This is a genomic window from Streptomyces shaanxiensis (genome assembly GCF_039537145.1).
GTDB classification, from domain to species: Bacteria; Actinomycetota; Actinomycetes; order Streptomycetales; family Streptomycetaceae; genus Streptomyces; species Streptomyces shaanxiensis.
Window position 1 is genome coordinate 175,179 of record NZ_BAAAZY010000009.1, and the last position, 16,740, is coordinate 191,918.

Sequence of the window (16,740 nt, forward strand, 5' to 3'; positions counted from 1 at the left end):
TTCACCCGGCAGTCGGTGCGACCGGGGTGGACAGCGCGCAGGAGTTGAGCACATCGCCGTTCGCGGGCCTGCCGACGGTACGGTCCGCGGGCGGTCGGGTGCCTCGCTCCACCCAGGACACCAGCGTGTCGAACGCCGACCGGTAGCAGGGAAGGATCGGCCGGAGCCGGTCCGGATAGGTGTCGTACAGCCCGTCGACATGGGTGCCGCCCGCGATCGTGAAGTAGCGGTGCAGTGGTCCCCGTCCGCTCGCGTCGACCATGCGCGCGTACACGTCCGAGTCGGCGGCTTTCGGCAGCAGCGCGTCCAGATCACCGTGCAACGTGATCAGCGGTCTGCCTATGTGCCCGGTCAGAGCGACGCGGGCCACCGCGCGACGGACGGACGCCGGCCGCGACGCGTAGTCGTACGCGGCATCGGACACGCACGGCGCCAGGATTCGCTCCGGCGTGCTCCCGGCGGACGGTCCGGGACAGTCGGGGTCGTACGCCGGGTCGAACTCGGCGCGGTAGATCTTCTGCGTGACTCCCCAGTAGGCCTGCTCGTGGTATGGCCACAGGAACTCGGAGCCACGCGCGAAACCGGCCGCGTACAGGTCCTCGTCCCGCGCGCCGCCGAGGACGCGTGCCACTGCCGTGGGCAAGGAGGTGAGCAGGTTGGGGCCGTCCGGGGTCCACAGGGCGCCCTCCCAGTCCACGCCGCCGTCGTACAGGTCGGGGTGGTTCTCCAACTGCCAGCGGGTGAGATAGCCGCCGTTGGAGATACCGGTCATGTACGTACGGCGGGGAGCGTGCCCGTAGCGCTGGGCCACTGCCTTGCGGGCGGCTCGGGTGAGCTCGGTGGTCCGTGCGTTCCACTCGGCGACCGCGTCTCCGGCGCGCTTGCCGTCGCGGTAGAAGTCGGCGCCGCTGTTGCCCTTGTCGGTTGCGGCGTAGGCGTAGCCCAGCGCGAGCACCTGGTCGGAGATCGCCGTGTCCGTCGCGTACTGCCTGCGGGTGCCAGGAGCACCGGTGACGACCAGCCCGCCGTTCCATCGGTCCGGCAGCCGGATCACGAACTGTGCGTCGTGGCGCCAGCCGTGCGTCGCGTTGAAGCGGGAGGAGTCGGGGAAGTGTCCGTCGATCTGGATCCCGGGAGCCCCGGTCGGTGTCCGGGTGCCCCGAGCCGTCAGCCCGGCCTGGTCGGCCATGTCCGTGTAGGGCGTGCCGGCGAGTCCGTCCGTGGTCAGATCCGGGAGGCAGGCGCTCTGCTGGAAGGCTGCGCCGGGTACCCGTACGCGTTCCTGGTGGGTGCAGTGGTGCTCACCGACTCCCTTTGCGGCTACGGGAGTGGGCCAGCTCAGGGCGCCGGCCAGCAGCGTGGCGGCGACGAACGGGACACCTCGGGACAGGCGCATGGCAGCCTCCTGGAAGGCGGGGGACGGAGCACAGCAGACAGAGCCGAGCCGCGGGCTGCCTCATGGTGCGGGTCCGGTTCCGTGCCTTCCATGGGTTGGGGCCACATGGAACGTCGCCGTCGGGTGGGGGGTCGACCCAGGTCGGCTACCGGGGCGAGGCGTCGGGGTTCGCACACCCTGCCGCTATGGGCGCCCCAGCCGCCCCGCACCCTCTCGATCTCGCCGGACCCAGGCCGCCGCCTCCGGGGCCGGTGTCTGTCGCCCGGGCATGTGCCTCAGCTCGGCCGTACGGCCATCTTGTCGAGCGCTTCCAGAAGCCCGGGCAGCTCCGGTCCACGGCCCACCGGCAGGACTTCGCCGGGTTCGTCGTCGAGGAGCACGAACGCGATGTCGTCGGTCCTGGCGACGAGCGACCAGCCGGGGCCGTCCGCACGCAGGGTCCGCGCGTCGCCCGGGGCGAAGGCGGACCGGACGCGGCCGAGGGGCGGCGGGGACTCCACGTACGCGCGTGCCTCGGCGAGGACCCGCCGGATGCCGCTGTGGCCTCCCTGGCCCTGGGCCTTCGCGGCGTCTTCACCCTGGCCCGGCCCTTGCTCTTGGGCCTTGCCTTCGCCTGACCCCTCGCCCTCGTCCGTTGAGCCCTCGCCCTCGCTCCCGTCCTCGTCTGCGGAGGCCCCCGCCCCGTCGCCCGGCCTCGCGAAGTTGGCGTCGTTGACCTGATCCCGCCACGTCGCCCACTGCAGGGCGATCTCGTCGGCGCCCAGGCGTCGCTGTGCGGGGCCCCAGACGCTTGTGTCCGGCGGCGCCAGTAGCGGACCGTCCGCGGCGTCCGGGTCGGGATCGTGCGGCGCGGGGACGTTGGGGGCGGCTACGGCGAGCGCCAGGGGCCATCCGGGCAGAGCGGCCACGACCGTGCGTTCGTCCGGCGACAGGTCGTACTCCATGCCGCAGTCCCAGGACGCGATGGCGACGGCGACCAAGGAGACGTCGTCGATGACGACCGTCCATCGTGCGCCCTCACCGTCCTGGCCGAGCACCAGGCCGTACCCGTCGGCGAGCGGCGCAAGGCCGAGCGCCGCGCAGGCCTCCGGATAGTCGTCGCCCAGCACGCTCGGGAACTGCGCCGGCGTCAGCAGCACCGCCGTGAGCACGTACAGCGCATCGTCCGCGGCGGCGACGGCCTCCTCGTCCGTCCCGGCCATCCCAGCCTCCCCATCGGTTCGTCCATCGGCGCGCACCCTAGTGCGCCCGGAAGCCGCTTGTCACGACTCCCAGACACACTCGGAGCTGCAGTTTTCCTACCGGACGGGGCGAATCGACCGTGAATGTGCGCGGTGTCAGGCCGCCGGGAGCCCCAGGAGGGACCTGGCGACGGTCTGCGGCGACTCGTCGCGCTCCCGGGCGAGTGCGATGACGGCCCGGCACGCCAGCTCGCTCACCCCGAACGAGAGCGCCTCCGGAGACACCCAGCCCGCGGCCTCGTCGATCTGCTCCTGGTCGTCCTCCGCGCAGGCCGACACGTACACGGCGGCGGCCTCGAACAGATTGTGCGTGCGCCTGTCCTTGCCCTTGCCGGTGTCCGACTCCGCGCGCAAGGAACGGAGAAATCTCGCACTGGACTTGCGCACCCTGCCCCACATAGTGACCGCCTTCCCCCTGTGTGGCTGACCTGACTGATCGTTCATCTTCCCTTAATCAACGTAGAGTTGGAGTCTCGGCGGCAGAAGGGGGACGGCGCTGTGAAGCGCTTCGAGCGGCTCGAACAGATCCGGCGGATGGACCCGATCCGCGAGGCCTCGGAGATCTACCGGCTCACCGCGACGTACGAGTTCCCCTGGGATTTCACCCGGGCACTCGAGCTGGCGCTCTACCGCACCTACGCCGTACCCGCCATCGGCCGGCTCCTCGCCGAGACGGCCGAACTCACGGACCGGGCGCAGAAACGCTACGACGACACCTCGCTGCTCCTCGACGCCGTCGTCGAGCACGGCTTCGACAGCGAGCAGGGCCGCACGGCGATCCGTCGCATCAACCAGATGCACCGCAGTTACGACATCAGCAACGACGACATGCGTTACGTGCTGTGCACGTTCGTCGTGATGCCCAAGCGATGGATCGACGCCTACGGCTGGCGCAGGCTGTCGCGCCACGAGATGGTGGCCTTCGCCGTCCACTACCGCACACTGGGCCGGCATATGGGCATCGAGGGCGCACCCGAGACCTACGAGGAGTTCGAGGCCTGCCTCGACACCTATGAGGAGGCCCACTTCGGCTGGGACGAGGGCGCCCGGCGGGTCTCCGACTCGACCATCGACCTGATGGCCTCCTGGTATCCGCGCCCCCTCGCCCCCCTCCTGCGCAGATCGACGCTCGCCCTGCTCGACGAATCGCTGCTGAAGGCCTTCCGCTACCCCGCGCCGAGCGCCACCACCCGCGCGCTCGTCCGGCGTGCGGTACGCGCGCGTGGGCGTGTGGTGCGTCTGCTGCCGCCGCGTCGTGCACCGCACTACGCGCGCCAGAACCGGGAGATCAAGGGCTACCCGGACGGCTACCGGCTCGAGGAACTCGGCACCACCCCCGTGCCCGGCGTCCGAGGCTGCCCGGTGCGGCGCACCGACGGGTCAGCCGCCGAGTGAGGCGATCGTCTCGCGCAGCCAGGTGAGTTCGGCCCGGGACGTGGCCCGCGCGATGGTCAGGATGCCCCGCCGGAAGGGGTCGTCCAACTCCTCGGCGCGCAGCGGCCGGTCACCGTCGTAGAAGAAGCTCGCGGGCTCTTCGAGAAAGGCCAGCCGGCGTCGCAGTACGCCTGTCTGGGCGGCCGCGTCGTCCAGGTGGCGCAGGAAGGCGAGCACCGTGAACCAGCGGTTCTCGTCGCTGATGTCGCGCGGGTCGGGCTCGGCGAGTCGGCGGTGCAGTTCCCGGCGGCCGGCTTCGGTCAGCGACAGGACGTGACGCGGAGCGGCCACCGATCCGGGCTCCGTCGCTCGGTCCAGCAGGCCCGCCTTCTCCAGCCGCTTGATCGCGGGGTACAGCGTGCTCTCGGCGACCGGCTTCACGTGCCCGGTCAGCGCCGCGATGCGTTTGCGCAGCTCATAGCCGTGGAGCGGGGTGTCGTAGAGGAATCCGAGGATGGCGAGCTCCAGCATGCACACATTCTCACTCAGGTCCGCTGTACATCCTGGATGCCATACATCGTTCTATCTATACATCGGTGTCGAGGTATATCGTTCCGGCGTCGACCGAAGCACCAAGGGGAGGACGCTGATGAGGCAGGCCGAGTTCGACGGCAAGGGCAGGTGCATCCGCTGGACGGAGGCGCCGGGAGAGGGGCCCGCGCGCGTGTATGTGCACGGACTGGGGTCGGTCTCCGCCGTGTACCACGCCCACATCGCCGCCCGGCCCGAACTCGCAGGGCGCCGCAGCCTGTTCGTCGACCTGCCGGGGCACGGCATCAGCGACCGGCCCGAGGACTTCGACTACCGCTTGGAGGACCACGCCGACGCCCTGGCGGCGGCCCTGGACGCGGCAGGCTTGAGCGGAGCGGAGCTGATCGCGCACAGCATGGGCGGTTCCGTCGCCATCGTGCTCGCCCGTCGTCGGCCCGACCTCGTCTCCCGACTGGTCCTCACCGAGGCCAACCTCGACGCCTCGCCTCCGCCCGCCGCGGGAAGCGCGTGGATCACGGCCTACGACGAGGAGGAGTTCGTCGGCGGCGCGCACGCGCGCGTGCTGGACGCAGTCGGGCCCCTGTGGGCGGCGACCATGCGGTTGGCCGACCCGCGAGCCCTGCACCGCAGCGCCACGTGGCTGAGGCGCGGTTCCGAGCCGATCATGCGCGACATCCTCGAAGGGCTGACGCTCGACCGCGTGTACCTCCAGGGCGAGCTCAGCGGTGAACTCCCCGGCAGCAAGGGCCTGGAAGCGGCCGGCGTGCGTGTCGTGACCGTGCCCGGCGCCGGCCACAACGTCATGTTCGACAACCCCGACGCCTTCGTGGCGGCGGTCGTCGGGCGGGCCTGAGACCTCAGGACTCCCGCACGGCCAGCGCCAGGAACCGGTCGTCCTCGTCGACGTAAGACGTCATGCGCCAACCGGAACCGGCCAGCAGCGGCCGGAGATTCGGCTCGGCCCGCAGGTCGTCCGGCGTGATCTGCCGGCCCTGGCGTGCCGCGAGGGCCGCCCTGCCGATCGGGTGGAACAGGGCGAGCACGCCGCCCGGACGCACGGTACGGGCCAACTCCCGCAGGTTCGCGGCCGGATCGGGCAGGTGCGCGACGAGGCCGGCCGCGAACACGGCGTCGAGCGACTCCGACCGCAACGGCAGCGCGGCCACGTCGGCGAGCAGCAGCCGCCCGTCCCGGTCCCGTCCGGCCCGTACGGCGGCCTCCAGCATCGCCGGGGTCAGATCGGCCCCCACCACCACTCCCGAGGGCCCCACGGCGGCACGCAGCGGCGGCAGGGCCCGTCCCGTGCCGCAGCCCGCGTCCAGCACGCGATCGCCCTCGCGCAGTCCGAGCTCGGCGACAGCGGCCGCGTAGGCGGGCCCGTCGTCGGGGAACTTGCTGTCCCAGGCTGCGGCGCGGGCCGAGAAGAACTCCTGCACATGCGTGTGGTCGTCGCTCATGCTCCGCATGATTCCCCACCGGCACGGATGACGCCGCTGTGCACACGTTCGAGCGTGACGCGATCGTTCTGGTGCACCGGTGTGTCATATTCCAACAGCTTTCGAAATGCGCCCCCTTCGTGCGCCCATGCCCCGGCTAGCGTCCCGGGGCCATGGGACACCTGGACCACGCAGCCCTGGGCTGGCTGACCCCCGTGCTGTCGTATGTGATGGCGTGCATCGGCGCCGCGCTGGGACTGCGCTGCACCGTCCGCGCGCTCGGCGCCACCGGCCGGTCGCGCCGCAACTGGCTGATCACCGCGGCCTCGGCGATCGGAACCGGCATCTGGACCATGCACTTCGTGGCCATGCTGGGCTTCAGCGTCAGCGGCACAGACATCCGCTACGACGTGCCGCTCACCATCGTGAGCCTCCTCGTCGCCATGGCCGTCGTCTGCGCCGGCGTCTTCGCCGTCGGCTACAGCCGCGACCGGACCCGGGCGCTCTTCCTCGGCGGGCTCACCACCGGGCTCGGCGTCGCGAGCATGCACTACCTGGGCATGGCCGCCGTACGGCTCCACGGCGACGTCACCTACGACCCCGTCCTCGTCGGACTCTCCGTCCTGATCGCGGTCGTCGCTGCGACGGCGGCCCTTTGGGCGGCGCTCAACATCAAATCACCGGTCGCCGTCACCCTCGCCTCCCTGATCATGGGCGCCGCGGTCAGCAGCATGCACTACACCGGGATGTTCGCCGTCGGTGTCGACGTCACGCCCTCCGGCGCAGTCCTGCCCGGGGCCACGGCGATGCAGTTCATCTTCCCCCTCGCCGTAGGCCTCGGGTCCTACCTCTTCCTGACCTCGGCCTTCGTCGCACTGTCGCCCACGACCGGGGAACGCGAGGCGTCGGCGTCTGCCCAGCGGCCCGTGGAGGGCGCCGTCGGCTAGCCGGTGGGCCCCGGTCGCCGACGGCCGGGAAAGGCGCGCCCCGAACCACTTTCCGAGCGAGGAGGCCATGCGTACACCCCGTAGGACCACCGCGGCCGACGGCCAGACACCGTCCCGGCCCCCTGTGCGCGGCCGCCGCGCCCATGCCGGACCGCCGGCCGACGAAGGCCTCGACGAGCACACTGGCGTGGCGCCGGCCGCCCCGCCTCCGCAAGCGGAGCGCTGGGGCATACGGCCGCGCACCGTCCGCGCCAAGATCGTCTGCCTGCTCATGGTGCCGGTCGTCTCACTGCTGGCCCTGTGGGCCAACGCCACCGTCACCACTGCCCAGGACGTCTCCAGACTGCGCCAGTTGCAGCGCGTCGACTCCGAGATCAGGGCGCCCGTCGCGGCCGCCGTCACCGCCCTCCAGGCCGAACGCGCGGCCGCGGTCCGCCATGCGGGCGATCCCTCCGCCGCACAGGGCGGCGACTACAAGAAGCTCGCACAGGACACGGACCGGGCGGTGGCACGGCTGCGGCTCGACGACCGCAGCACCGTCGCCGACGCCGAGGAACTCCCCGCCGGGGTCGCCCGGCGACTCGAAGTCTTCGTCACCGGCGCGGAGCAGCTGAGCACGGTACGCAGCGCAGTCCTCGACGGCCGCTCGGGCTGGGACGAGGCGTACGGGCGGTACACGAACACCATCGCGAGCGCGTTCTCGGTCGGCGGTGCGCTCAGCGGCATCCAGGACGCCGAGCTCGGCTCCGACGCGCGCGTGCTGCTCGAATTCGCCCGCGCGGGCGAGGCGTTGGCCCAGGAGGACGTCGTGCTGGACAGCGCGCGCCTCGCCGGGCGCCTCGACGGAGAGCGGCTGCGGCTGTTCACCGGCGCCGTGGACACCCGCCGGACCCTCACCGAGTCAGCCGTCGCCGACCTGCGGGGCCCCGAACGCGCCGCCTGGCAGAGCCTCGCCGACGGCAGCGCCTACGCCGCCGTGGCCGCCGCGGAGGACAAGGTCCTCGCCACCGCACCGGGCGCACGGGCGATCGACGCGGTGCCGGAATCCACCTGGAGCAAGGCGCACGCACGCGTGCAGGGCGGAATGCGGACGATCGAGCAGGACGCGGGGCGCGAGGTCGCGGACCGCGCCGACCCCTTCACCCGCGGGATGCTCACCCCGGCCGGCGCCGCCGTACTGCTCGGCCTCGCCGCCGTCGCCGCCTCTCTCGTGATCTCCGTACGCATCGGACGCGGCCTCGTCGTCGAACTGGTCAGCCTCCGCAACAGCGCCCTGGAGATCGCCCGGCGCAAACTCCCCGAAGCCATGCGGAAACTGCGAGCCGGCGAGGAGATCGACATCCGGGCCGAGGCGCCGCCCGGCCCGCCCGCCGAGGACGAGACCGGTCAGGTCGGCGAGGCCCTGGGCACCGTCCACCGCGCCGCGCTCCGGGCCGCCGTGGAGCGTGCCGAGCTCGCCAGCGGCATCTCTGGGGTCTTCGTCAACCTCGCCCGCCGCAGCCAGGTCCTCGTGCACCGCCAACTGAGCCTGCTGGACAGCATGGAGCGGCGCTCCGACGACCCGAACGAACTGAGCGACCTCTTCCGGCTCGACCACCTCACCACCCGCATGCGACGCCATGCGGAGAGCCTGATCATCCTCTCGGGGGCGGCGCCCGGCCGGGCCTGGCGCATGCCGGTCTCGCTGACCAACGTCGTCCGGGCGGCCGTCTCCGAAGTGGAGGACTACGCGCGCGTGGAGGTACGGCAGCTCCCCGAGGCGTCCGTCATCGGCGCGGCCGTCGCCGACCTCACCCACCTCGTGGCCGAACTCGTCGAGAACGCGGCCCAGTTCTCGCCTCCCCACACGCGCGTGCGCATCACCGGCGAGCCCGTCGGCAACGGCTACGCCGTCGAGGTCGAGGACCGCGGCCTGGGCATGGGGAAGGAGACTCTCGCCGAGGCCAACCGGCGCATCGAGCAGTCCGAGGCGCTCGACCTGTTCGACAGCGACCGGCTCGGACTCTTCGTGGTGAGCAGGCTCGCGTCCCGGCACGGCATCAAGGTGCACCTGCGCACCTCTCCCTACGGCGGCACCACCGCGGTCGTCCTGCTGCCCACCGCCCTGCTGCACAACGCCACGGCGGAACGTTCCCCCGGCAAGGAGACGGAGTCCGAGCGGCCCGCCGAACGCGAGTACGCGCGCGTGCCCGCTGCCGACCGGCACCGGGAATCCGTCCGCATGGTCGCCGACCGGCACCAGGAGTCCGTCCCCGCTCCCGCCGACCGGCCGGCGCTGGTGGCTCCCGCCCCGCCCGCGGCCAGGACCACGATCGACACCCCACCTCCCGGAGTCACCACCTTGCGACTGCACCGCGCCCAGGACGACTCCGAAGCCTCCGACGACCTCCCACGCCGCGTACGGCAGGCGAGCCTCGCCCCCCAACTGCGCGAAGGGCGCCCGGAGGAACCACCGGGGACTGCCGCCTCCCGCGACGACGAGGGGCGTACCCCAGAAATCGTCAGGGACCGCATGGCGGCGTACCGCGACGGCTGGGCGCGCGGCGGCGGCAGGCAGCCCGGCCGTGGTGCCACTCCCGATTCCACAGCGCGCAGCGACAGCAGCGAAGGAGACCTCGCATGATCCAGGATCCGGGCATGAGGGCCGCTCAGCGGTCCGGCGAACTCGACTGGCTGCTGGACGACCTGGTACTGCGGGTGGGCGAGGTGCGGCACGCCGTGGTGCTGTCCAACGACGGACTCGCCGTGGGCGCGTCGACCGGCCTTCGCCGCGAGGACGCCGAGCACCTCGCCGCGGTCGCCTCCGGCTTCCACAGCCTGGCCAAGGGCGCGGGCCGGCACTTCGGCGCCGGCGGAGTGCGCCAGACCATGGTGGAGATGGACGACGCCTTCCTGTTCGTGGCGGCCGCGGGCGACGGCTCCTGTCTCGCCGTCCTCACCGCCGTGACCGCCGACATCGGGCTGGTGGCGTACGAGATGGCACGGCTGGTCAAACGCGTCGGTGAGCACCTCCACACACCGACGCGCGCCGCAGCGCGCCCGCCCGCCGCGGGATGAGACGGAAGGGCGGTCCGCGCACATGACGCAGGACACGACGGGCGCCCCGCGCGAGCAGGGCAGCCAGTGGTACGACAGCGAGGCCGGTCCTCTGGTGCGCCCGTACGCCATGACCGGCGGACGCACCAGACCCGGCCCCACCGGGGTGCGTTTCGACCTGATCGCCCTCGTCACGCTGGACGCCGCCGCGCCCCGAACCGACGACGACACCGCGCTCGGGCCGGAACACCGGGCCCTCATCGAGCTGTGCCGTACGGAGACGCAGTCGGTCGCGGAACTCGCCGCGGGCGCCGATCTGCCGGTGGGGGTCGTCAGGGTGCTCCTCGGCGACCTCCTGGACCTGGGCTGTGTCACCGTCAGCCGTCCGGTACCGCCCGCGCAGCTTCCGGACGAACGGATTCTGCGCGAGGTCATCGAAGGATTGCGGGCGCTCTAGATGACACTTCAAGGAAAGAAACGGTCGCCTCGGGCAAAAAGCGGTACAACCCCACGAAAGCCAGCCGCGGTTGTCATGATGCTGACTTCGCACCGTGACGTCGACCGATGCCGGCACTCCAGAGAGAAGTGATCGATGGTCTCCGAGCACTCCGACGCGTCCGACGCCTCCGACGGCGAGACGGCCGCCCTGGCGTTGAAGATCCTTGTCGCCGGTGGATTCGGCGTGGGCAAGACCACCCTGGTGGGCGCGGTCAGTGAGATCCGCCCGCTGCGCACCGAGGAACTGCTCAGCGAAGCCGGGCAGTTGGTGGACGACACCGACGGTGTGGACCAGAAGGTCACCACGACGGTCGCCATGGACTTCGGGCGCATCACCATCCGGTCCGGCCTGTCCCTGTACCTCTTCGGCACCCCGGGTCAGGACCGCTTCTGGTTCCTGTGGGACGAACTGTCGCAAGGAGCCCTGGGCGCGGTGGTCCTCGCGGACACCCGGCGCCTGGAGGACTGCTTCCCTGCGGTGGACTACTTCGAGCACCGGCACATCCCGTTCGTCGTGGCCGTCAACTGCTTCGCGGGCGCCCGCACATACGGCGCCCACGACGTCTCACGCGCCCTCGACCTGGACCAGGGAACGCCCGTGGTCCTCTGCGACGCCCGGGACCGCGACTCGGGGAAGGAAGTGCTGATCCGGCTCGTCGAGTACGCGGGGCGGATGCACACCGCCCGGCTGCTCGACTCCGTGGGGTGACCGGTTCTCAGCCGCCGTCGCCCGGAGAGCGGACCACGCTCACTGCGCGACGCCCTTCTCCGCCAACACCTTCTCGATGGTGACGCGGACGAGGAGTTCCCCCGGGACGCCGTTGCGGTCCCCGAACTCCTCCGCGCGCTCCTCACCCATGTACCGTGCCCCGATACGCCCGGCCCAGTGCCTCACCTCATCGAGATCCTCCGAGATCCGGGCACGGCCACGCAGCACCACGAAGTCGTACGGCGGCCGGTCGTCGTCCACGCACAGAGCCACCCGGCCGTCACGGGCCAGATTGCGCCCCTTCACACTCGACTTGCCGGTGTTGAACACCACGTCGTCCCCGTCGAGCACGAACCAGATCGGGGTCACATGCGGGCTCCCGTCGGCTCGTACGGTCGACAGCTTGCCGGTGCGCGTGCCGTGCGAGACGAACGCGCGCCATTCCTCATCGGTCATCTTCTGCGCCATGCCCCCATCCTCCTTGCCCGTGGGCGGGATTGTCGGGAAGGGTGACAAACGAGATTCCTCCGGTGCAGGGGGAGACATCTACACGGGGAGACCGGATCATGGCGCAGAACCAGGGACTAGGCTGGCTCCTGGACGACCTGACAGAGCGCGTCGATCATGTGCGACACGCGTTGGTGCTGTCCAACGACGGCCTGGTGACCGGTGCGAGCACGGGGCTGCGACGCGAGGACGCAGAGCACCTCGCCGCCGTCTCGTCCGGACTGCACAGCCTGGCCAAGGGCTCGGGACGGCACTTCGGCGCGGGCAGAGTGCGCCAGACGATGGTCGAGTTCGACGACGCCGTGCTGTTCGTCACCGCGGCCGGTACCGGCAGCTGTCTGTGCGTGCTCAGCGGTTCGGAGGCCGACATCGGCCAGATCGCCTACGAGATGACGCTGCTCGTCAACCGAGTCGGCGAGCACCTCGACGTGGACGCCCGACAGCCCGAACGGACGCCGCTCACAGACCTCTGACCTGCTGAAACATCGTCCCCCGCGGAGTTATCCACAGGCTCGCCACGAGATCTGGCGGATTGGCTACGGTTTTTGTCACGGCGAGCGCGCCCAGCGTGAGCCACTGACTCCACGGGGGAGACCGACCATGCCTGGCGACACCATCACGAAGCCGCACCAGCCGTCCTGTACGCCGAGTCGCGCGGCCCGGGAACTGGGATTGAAGCGAAGGGAGTTGGAGCTCGCGGTCCACCTCGGACTCATCCGGACCGTGCCCGACGAAGGAGGAGGGGGCCTGCGCGTCCCACGGTCCGAGATCGACCGGCTGTGCTCGGGGGCCGGGTTCCCCGACTCGTTGCTGGAGCGCGTGAAGGCCGTAGGGACGATTGAGGGCGCGGACCTCATGGACGTACCCGTCGGCAGGTTCACCCGTCTGGCCCGCCTGGGTCTGATCGTGCCGGTGAACTGGTATCTGAACCGCTATCGAGCCGTGGTCTGGCTGTATCTGGCCGAGGAGTTGAAGCAGTTCGCCGCCGACGAGAAGAGCGCCCCGCTGCTGAATGCCCGCCGTACGCCCGAGGGGCTGCGCGGCATGCTGGACGCGGGCGTGGATCTACGTCCACGCAACTGGCGCGGACGTCACCGGGGCTTCCTGCTGCGGCAGGCCGACGACCCCTGGGAGAGGGCGGGTGCGCTGGCCGCCTTCCTCGATCCTGTCCAGATCGCGGAAATCGTCCCCGACCCCTATGAGCGCTCCCACCTGAACCGCTTCCGACCAGGGCCGCCGACATCCGGGGCACCGGGTTCACCGGCCGCGCACATCGCCGAGAGGATCATGACGGCGGACGACCCGGACGAGATCAGCCTGCTGCGGGCGGAGCTGACGGCAGTCCTCGAGGAAGCACGCGAGCGGCGGCCCGCGCCGCGTCCCACGGCGAGTCGGGCCCCGGCGCCGGTGCATCCGGTGGTCGCCGATTCGCCCTCGCCCGCTCCCGGAGAACCGGAGCCGCCCCGCGGCCTGCTGAACTGGCTCCGGCGCAGAACTCCGCGGGCTACAGCGCCCTGAACAGACCCTCCTGGACGACGGACACCAGCAGGCGTCCCTCCAGGTCGTAGATCCGCCCACGGGCGAGGCCCCGTCCACCGGTGGCGATCGGCGACTCCTGGTCGTACAGGAACCACTCGTCCGCACGGAACGGCCGGTGGAACCACATGGCGTGGTCCAGCGACGCGATGTCGAAGCTCCGCGGGCCCCACAGCGGCTCGACCGGGATGCGGACCGCGTCCAGGAGGGTCATGTCACTGGCGTACGTCAGCGCGCAGGTGTGCACGACCGGGTCGTCACCCAGCGGCCCGACCGCGCGCATCCACACGGCGCTGCGCGGCTCGGCGTCCTTGACGTCGTCGGCACTCCAGCGCAGCCGGTCCACATACCGGATGTCGAAGGGCTGACGGCGCGCCATTCGCTCCAACTGCTCGGGCAGCGTACCCAGGTGCTCCCGGATCTCGTCGGTGACCGACGGCAGCGACTCCGGGTCCGGGACCTTGCGGGCCGGCGGCAGCTGGTGCTCGAAGCTCCCTTGCTCAGGCTTGTGAAAGGAGGCGGTGAGATTGAAGATCGTGCGGCCCTGTTGCACGGCGGTGACCCGGCGGGTCGTGAACGACCTGCCGTCCCGCACCCGTTCGACCTGGTACACGATCGGCACGCCAGGCCTGCCCGGGCGCAGGAAGTACGCGTGCAGCGAGTGCACGGGGCGGTCGCCGTCCGTGGTGCGCGCGGCGGCGACCAGCGCCTGGCCGGCCACCTGGCCGCCGAAGACCCGCTGCAGGGACTCCTGCGGGCTGCGGCCACGGAAGATGTTGACCTCGATCTGCTCCAGGTCGAGCAGGTCGACGAGCCTTTCGGCCGGGTTCGTCGTCATGGGTGGGATTCTCCTGTGCTCACAGCTGGCCTACGTCGGTGACGCGGACCACCGCGCGGCCCTCCGCGTCGGAGGCGGTGAGGTCGATCTCCGCGCTGATGCCCCAGTCGTGGTCGCCGTTCGGGTCGTCGAAGATCTGACGGACCCGCCACAGGCGGTTCGCCGGTTCCTCCTCGATCACCAGGAGCTTGGGGCCACGGGCGTTGGGGCCGGTGCCGAGATCCTCGTACTCGTCCCAGTACTTGTCCATCGCCTCGCCCCAGGCGTCGGCGTCCCAGCCGGCCTCGGCGTCCATCTCGCCCAGCTCCTCGACCTGGTCGAGAGCGGCGAGCTCGACGCGGCGGAACATGGCGTTGCGGACGAGGACGCGGAAGGCACGCGCGTTCGTGGTGACCGGCTTGACCTCGTCGGCCTTCTCCTGGGCCTCCTCGGCGGTCATCTCCTCCGGGTTGGCGAGCTGCTCCCACTCGTCGAGCAGGCTGGAGTCGACCTGGCGGACCATCTCGCCGAGCCACTCGATCAGGTCCTGCAGGTCCTCGGACTTGAGGTCGTCCGGGATGTTGTGGTCGAGGGTCTTGTAGGCGCTGGCGAGGTAGCGCAGCACGATGCCCTCGGTGCGGGCCAGCTCGTAGTAGGACACCAACTCCGTGAAGGACATCGCCCGTTCGTACATGTCCCGGATGACGGACTTCGGCGACAGCGGATGGTCGCCGACCCACGGGTGGCTCTTGCGGTACGTGTTGTACGCGTGGAAGAGCAGCTCCTCCAGGGGCTTCGGGTAGGTGATGTCCTGGAGGCGCTCCATGCGCTCCTCGTACTCGACGCCGTCCGCCTTCATCGCGGCCACGGCCTCGCCCTTGGCCTTGTTCTGCTGGGCGACGAGGATCTGCCGAGGGTCGTCGAGGGTGGACTCGACGACGGACACCATGTCCAGGGCGTAGGACGGCGATTCCGGCTCCAGCAGCTCGAAAGCGGCCAGGGCGAAGGTGGACAGCGGCTGGTTCAGCGCGAAGTCCTGCTGGAGGTCGACGGTGAGACGGGCGATGCGGCCGGTGGCGTCCGGTTCGTCGAGCTTCTCGACGATGCCGCCGTCCAGCAGCGAGCGGTAGATGGCGATCGCGCGCCGGATGTGCCGCAGCTGCTGCTTGCGCGGCTCGTGGTTGTCCTCCAGGAGGTGCCGCATCGCCTCGAACGCGTTGCCGGGACGGGCGATCACCGACAGCAGCATCGTGTGGGTGACCCGGAAGCGGGAGGTCAGGGGCTCCGGTTCGGAGGCGATGAGCTTCTCGAAGGTGTTCTCCGTCCAGCCGACGAAGCCCTCCGGTGCCTTCTTGCGGACGACCTTGCGGCGCTTCTTCGGGTCGTCGCCGGCCTTGGCGAGCGCCTTCTCGTTCTCGATGACGTGCTCGGGCCCCTGGGCGACGACGAAGCCCGCCGTGTCGAAGCCCGCGCGCCCGGCGCGGCCGGCGATCTGATGGAACTCCCGGTTGCGCAGGGTACGGACACGGCTGCCGTCGTACTTGGTCAGGGCCGTGAACAGCACCGTGCGGATGGGGACGTTGACGCCGACGCCGAGCGTGTCCGTACCGCAGATGACCTTCAGCAGACCGGCCTGCGCGAGCTTCTCCACCAGACGCCGGTACTTCGGCAGCATGCCGGCGTGATGGACGCCGATGCCGTGCCGCACGTAACGGGAGAGGTTGCGGCCGAACTTGGTGGTGAAGCGGAAGTTGCCGATCAGCTCGGCGATCTGGTCCTTCTCCTCGCGCGTGCACATGTTGATGCTCATCAGCGCCTGCGCCCGCTCCACTGCCTGCGCCTGCGTGAAGTGCACGATGTACACCGGTGCCTGCTTGGTCTCCAGCAGTTCGGTCAGGGTCTCGGTGAGCGGGGTGAGCTTGTACTCGTAGGACAGCGGCACCGGGCGGGTGGCGGAGCGGACCACCGCCGTCGGCCGGCCCGTACGCCGGGTCAGGTCCTGCTCGAACATCGAGACGTCGCCGAGCGTCGCCGACATCAGGATGAACTGCGCCTGCGGCAGCTCCAGGATCGGAATCTGCCAGGCCCAGCCACGGTCCCCCTCCGCGTAGAAGTGGAACTCGTCCATGACGACCTGGCCGACATCGGCCTGCTTGCCGTCGCGCAGCGCGATCGACGCGAGCACCTCGGCGGTGCAGCAGATGACCGGGGCGTCGGCGTTGACGGACGCGTCACCGGTCAGCATGCCGACGTTCTCGGTGCCGAAGAGCTTGCACAGCTCGAAGAACTTCTCCGAGACGAGCGCCTTGATCGGAGCGGTGTAGAAAGTGACCTCATCGCGGGCCAGCGCGGCGAAGTGGGCCCCCGCGGCGATCATGCTCTTGCCGGAGCCGGTGGGCGTCGACACGATCACGTTCGCGCCGGAGACCACCTCGATCAGCGCCTCCTCCTGGTGGGGGTAGAGAGTGAGACCGCGCTCCTCGGCCCACGACTCGAAGGCTTCGTAGAGGGCGTCGGGGTCGGCGGTCGGCGGCAGCTGATCGATGAGGGTCACCCACCCATCTTGCCTGCCCTCCTGCCCCACAGGGGAATCGGATGCGGGGGCGAAGATCGCGAACGCTACGCTGTGTCGCCGACGACACGTCAGCGCACCCGGTCAACTGGACAGCGGCACACGAGGAATGGGGCGGG

At 70.7% G+C, this 16,740-nt stretch carries 17 protein-coding genes; 9 read left to right on the top strand and 8 right to left on the bottom strand.

The annotated features are described in order from the left end of the window. Position 1: 1 nt before the first annotated feature. The 3 genes from ABD932_RS13840 to ABD932_RS13850 form a co-directional block, all read right to left on the bottom strand. Entirely contained in the window at positions 2-1,396 is a 1,395-nt protein-coding gene (locus ABD932_RS13840) for a tannase/feruloyl esterase family alpha/beta hydrolase (protein ID WP_345012295.1), read from the bottom strand. Between the two features lie 275 nt (positions 1,397-1,671). Beyond that, entirely contained in the window at positions 1,672-2,598 is a 927-nt protein-coding gene (locus ABD932_RS13845) for a hypothetical protein (protein WP_345012297.1), read from the bottom strand. Between the two features lie 135 nt (positions 2,599-2,733). Continuing rightward, positions 2,734-3,036, bottom strand: a complete 303-nt coding sequence (locus ABD932_RS13850; RefSeq protein WP_250081073.1) for a hypothetical protein — start codon at positions 3,034-3,036, stop codon at positions 2,734-2,736. Positions 3,037-3,135: 99 nt separating this feature from the next. Here ABD932_RS13850 and ABD932_RS13855 point away from each other — a divergent pair, with 99 nt between their 5' ends. Then, positions 3,136-4,032: an oxygenase MpaB family protein gene (locus ABD932_RS13855; protein WP_345012300.1), complete on the top strand. Its 897-nt coding sequence runs from the start codon at positions 3,136-3,138 to the stop codon at positions 4,030-4,032. Here the strand turns inward: ABD932_RS13855 and ABD932_RS13860 are convergent. Beyond that, on the bottom strand, positions 4,018-4,542 hold the full coding sequence (locus ABD932_RS13860; protein WP_345012302.1) for a PadR family transcriptional regulator: 525 nt from the start codon (positions 4,540-4,542) through the stop codon (positions 4,018-4,020). The two genes, ABD932_RS13855 and ABD932_RS13860, sit on opposite strands and share 15 nt — an antisense overlap. 118 nt (positions 4,543-4,660) lie before the next feature. Here ABD932_RS13860 and ABD932_RS13865 point away from each other — a divergent pair, with 118 nt between their 5' ends. Next, on the top strand, positions 4,661-5,416 hold the full coding sequence (locus ABD932_RS13865; protein WP_345012304.1) for an alpha/beta fold hydrolase: 756 nt from the start codon (positions 4,661-4,663) through the stop codon (positions 5,414-5,416). A gap of 4 nt (positions 5,417-5,420) precedes the next feature. Here ABD932_RS13865 and ABD932_RS13870 read toward each other — a convergent pair whose 3' ends face one another. Continuing rightward, complete coding sequence (locus ABD932_RS13870) at positions 5,421-6,020, bottom strand: class I SAM-dependent methyltransferase (protein WP_345012306.1); 600 nt, start codon at positions 6,018-6,020, stop codon at positions 5,421-5,423. A gap of 152 nt (positions 6,021-6,172) precedes the next feature. Here ABD932_RS13870 and ABD932_RS13875 point away from each other — a divergent pair, with 152 nt between their 5' ends. From ABD932_RS13875 to ABD932_RS13895, 5 genes are all read left to right on the top strand, one after another. Then, a complete protein-coding gene (locus tag ABD932_RS13875; RefSeq protein WP_345012308.1) occupies positions 6,173-6,946 on the top strand; it encodes an MHYT domain-containing protein in 774 nt (257 codons plus the stop codon). A 67-nt stretch (positions 6,947-7,013) separates the two neighbouring features. Then, on the top strand, positions 7,014-9,569 hold the full coding sequence (locus tag ABD932_RS13880) for a sensor histidine kinase (RefSeq protein WP_345012310.1): 2,556 nt from the start codon (positions 7,014-7,016) through the stop codon (positions 9,567-9,569). Then, on the top strand, positions 9,566-10,003 hold the full coding sequence (locus ABD932_RS13885) for a roadblock/LC7 domain-containing protein (RefSeq protein ID WP_250081087.1): 438 nt from the start codon (positions 9,566-9,568) through the stop codon (positions 10,001-10,003). The genes ABD932_RS13880 and ABD932_RS13885 overlap by 4 nt, the downstream gene beginning before the upstream one ends. A gap of 22 nt (positions 10,004-10,025) precedes the next feature. After that, positions 10,026-10,439 carry a DUF742 domain-containing protein gene (locus ABD932_RS13890; protein WP_345012315.1) on the top strand — a complete coding sequence of 138 codons (414 nt, stop codon included), beginning with the start codon at positions 10,026-10,028 and terminating at the stop codon, positions 10,437-10,439. Positions 10,440-10,574: 135 nt separating this feature from the next. Beyond that, positions 10,575-11,189 (top strand): GTP-binding protein, encoded by a 615-nt coding sequence (locus ABD932_RS13895; protein ID WP_345012317.1) that lies wholly within the window; start codon positions 10,575-10,577, stop codon positions 11,187-11,189. Between the two features lie 39 nt (positions 11,190-11,228). On the opposite strand, the gene ABD932_RS13900 is transcribed toward ABD932_RS13895, so the two are convergent. Beyond that, positions 11,229-11,657 (bottom strand): PPOX class F420-dependent oxidoreductase, encoded by a 429-nt coding sequence (locus ABD932_RS13900; RefSeq protein WP_345012319.1) that lies wholly within the window; start codon positions 11,655-11,657, stop codon positions 11,229-11,231. 98 nt (positions 11,658-11,755) lie between these two features. On the opposite strand from ABD932_RS13900, the gene ABD932_RS13905 reads away from it, so the two are divergent. Beyond that, a complete protein-coding gene (locus tag ABD932_RS13905) occupies positions 11,756-12,169 on the top strand; it encodes a roadblock/LC7 domain-containing protein (RefSeq protein ID WP_345012321.1) in 414 nt (137 codons plus the stop codon). Between the two features lie 127 nt (positions 12,170-12,296). Beyond that, entirely contained in the window at positions 12,297-13,214 is a 918-nt protein-coding gene (locus tag ABD932_RS13910) for a DUF6397 family protein (protein WP_345012323.1), read from the top strand. Here ABD932_RS13910 and ABD932_RS13915 read toward each other — a convergent pair. Both ABD932_RS13915 and ABD932_RS13920 read right to left on the bottom strand, forming a co-directional pair. Next, positions 13,201-14,070, bottom strand: coding sequence for an acyl-CoA thioesterase (locus tag ABD932_RS13915; protein WP_126389413.1), 870 nt, complete (start codon positions 14,068-14,070; stop codon positions 13,201-13,203). The two genes, ABD932_RS13910 and ABD932_RS13915, sit on opposite strands and share 14 nt — an antisense overlap. 19 nt (positions 14,071-14,089) lie before the next feature. Continuing rightward, positions 14,090-16,603 (bottom strand): DEAD/DEAH box helicase, encoded by a 2,514-nt coding sequence (locus ABD932_RS13920; RefSeq protein ID WP_345012325.1) that lies wholly within the window; start codon positions 16,601-16,603, stop codon positions 14,090-14,092. Between the last annotated feature and the right edge of the window lie 137 nt (positions 16,604-16,740).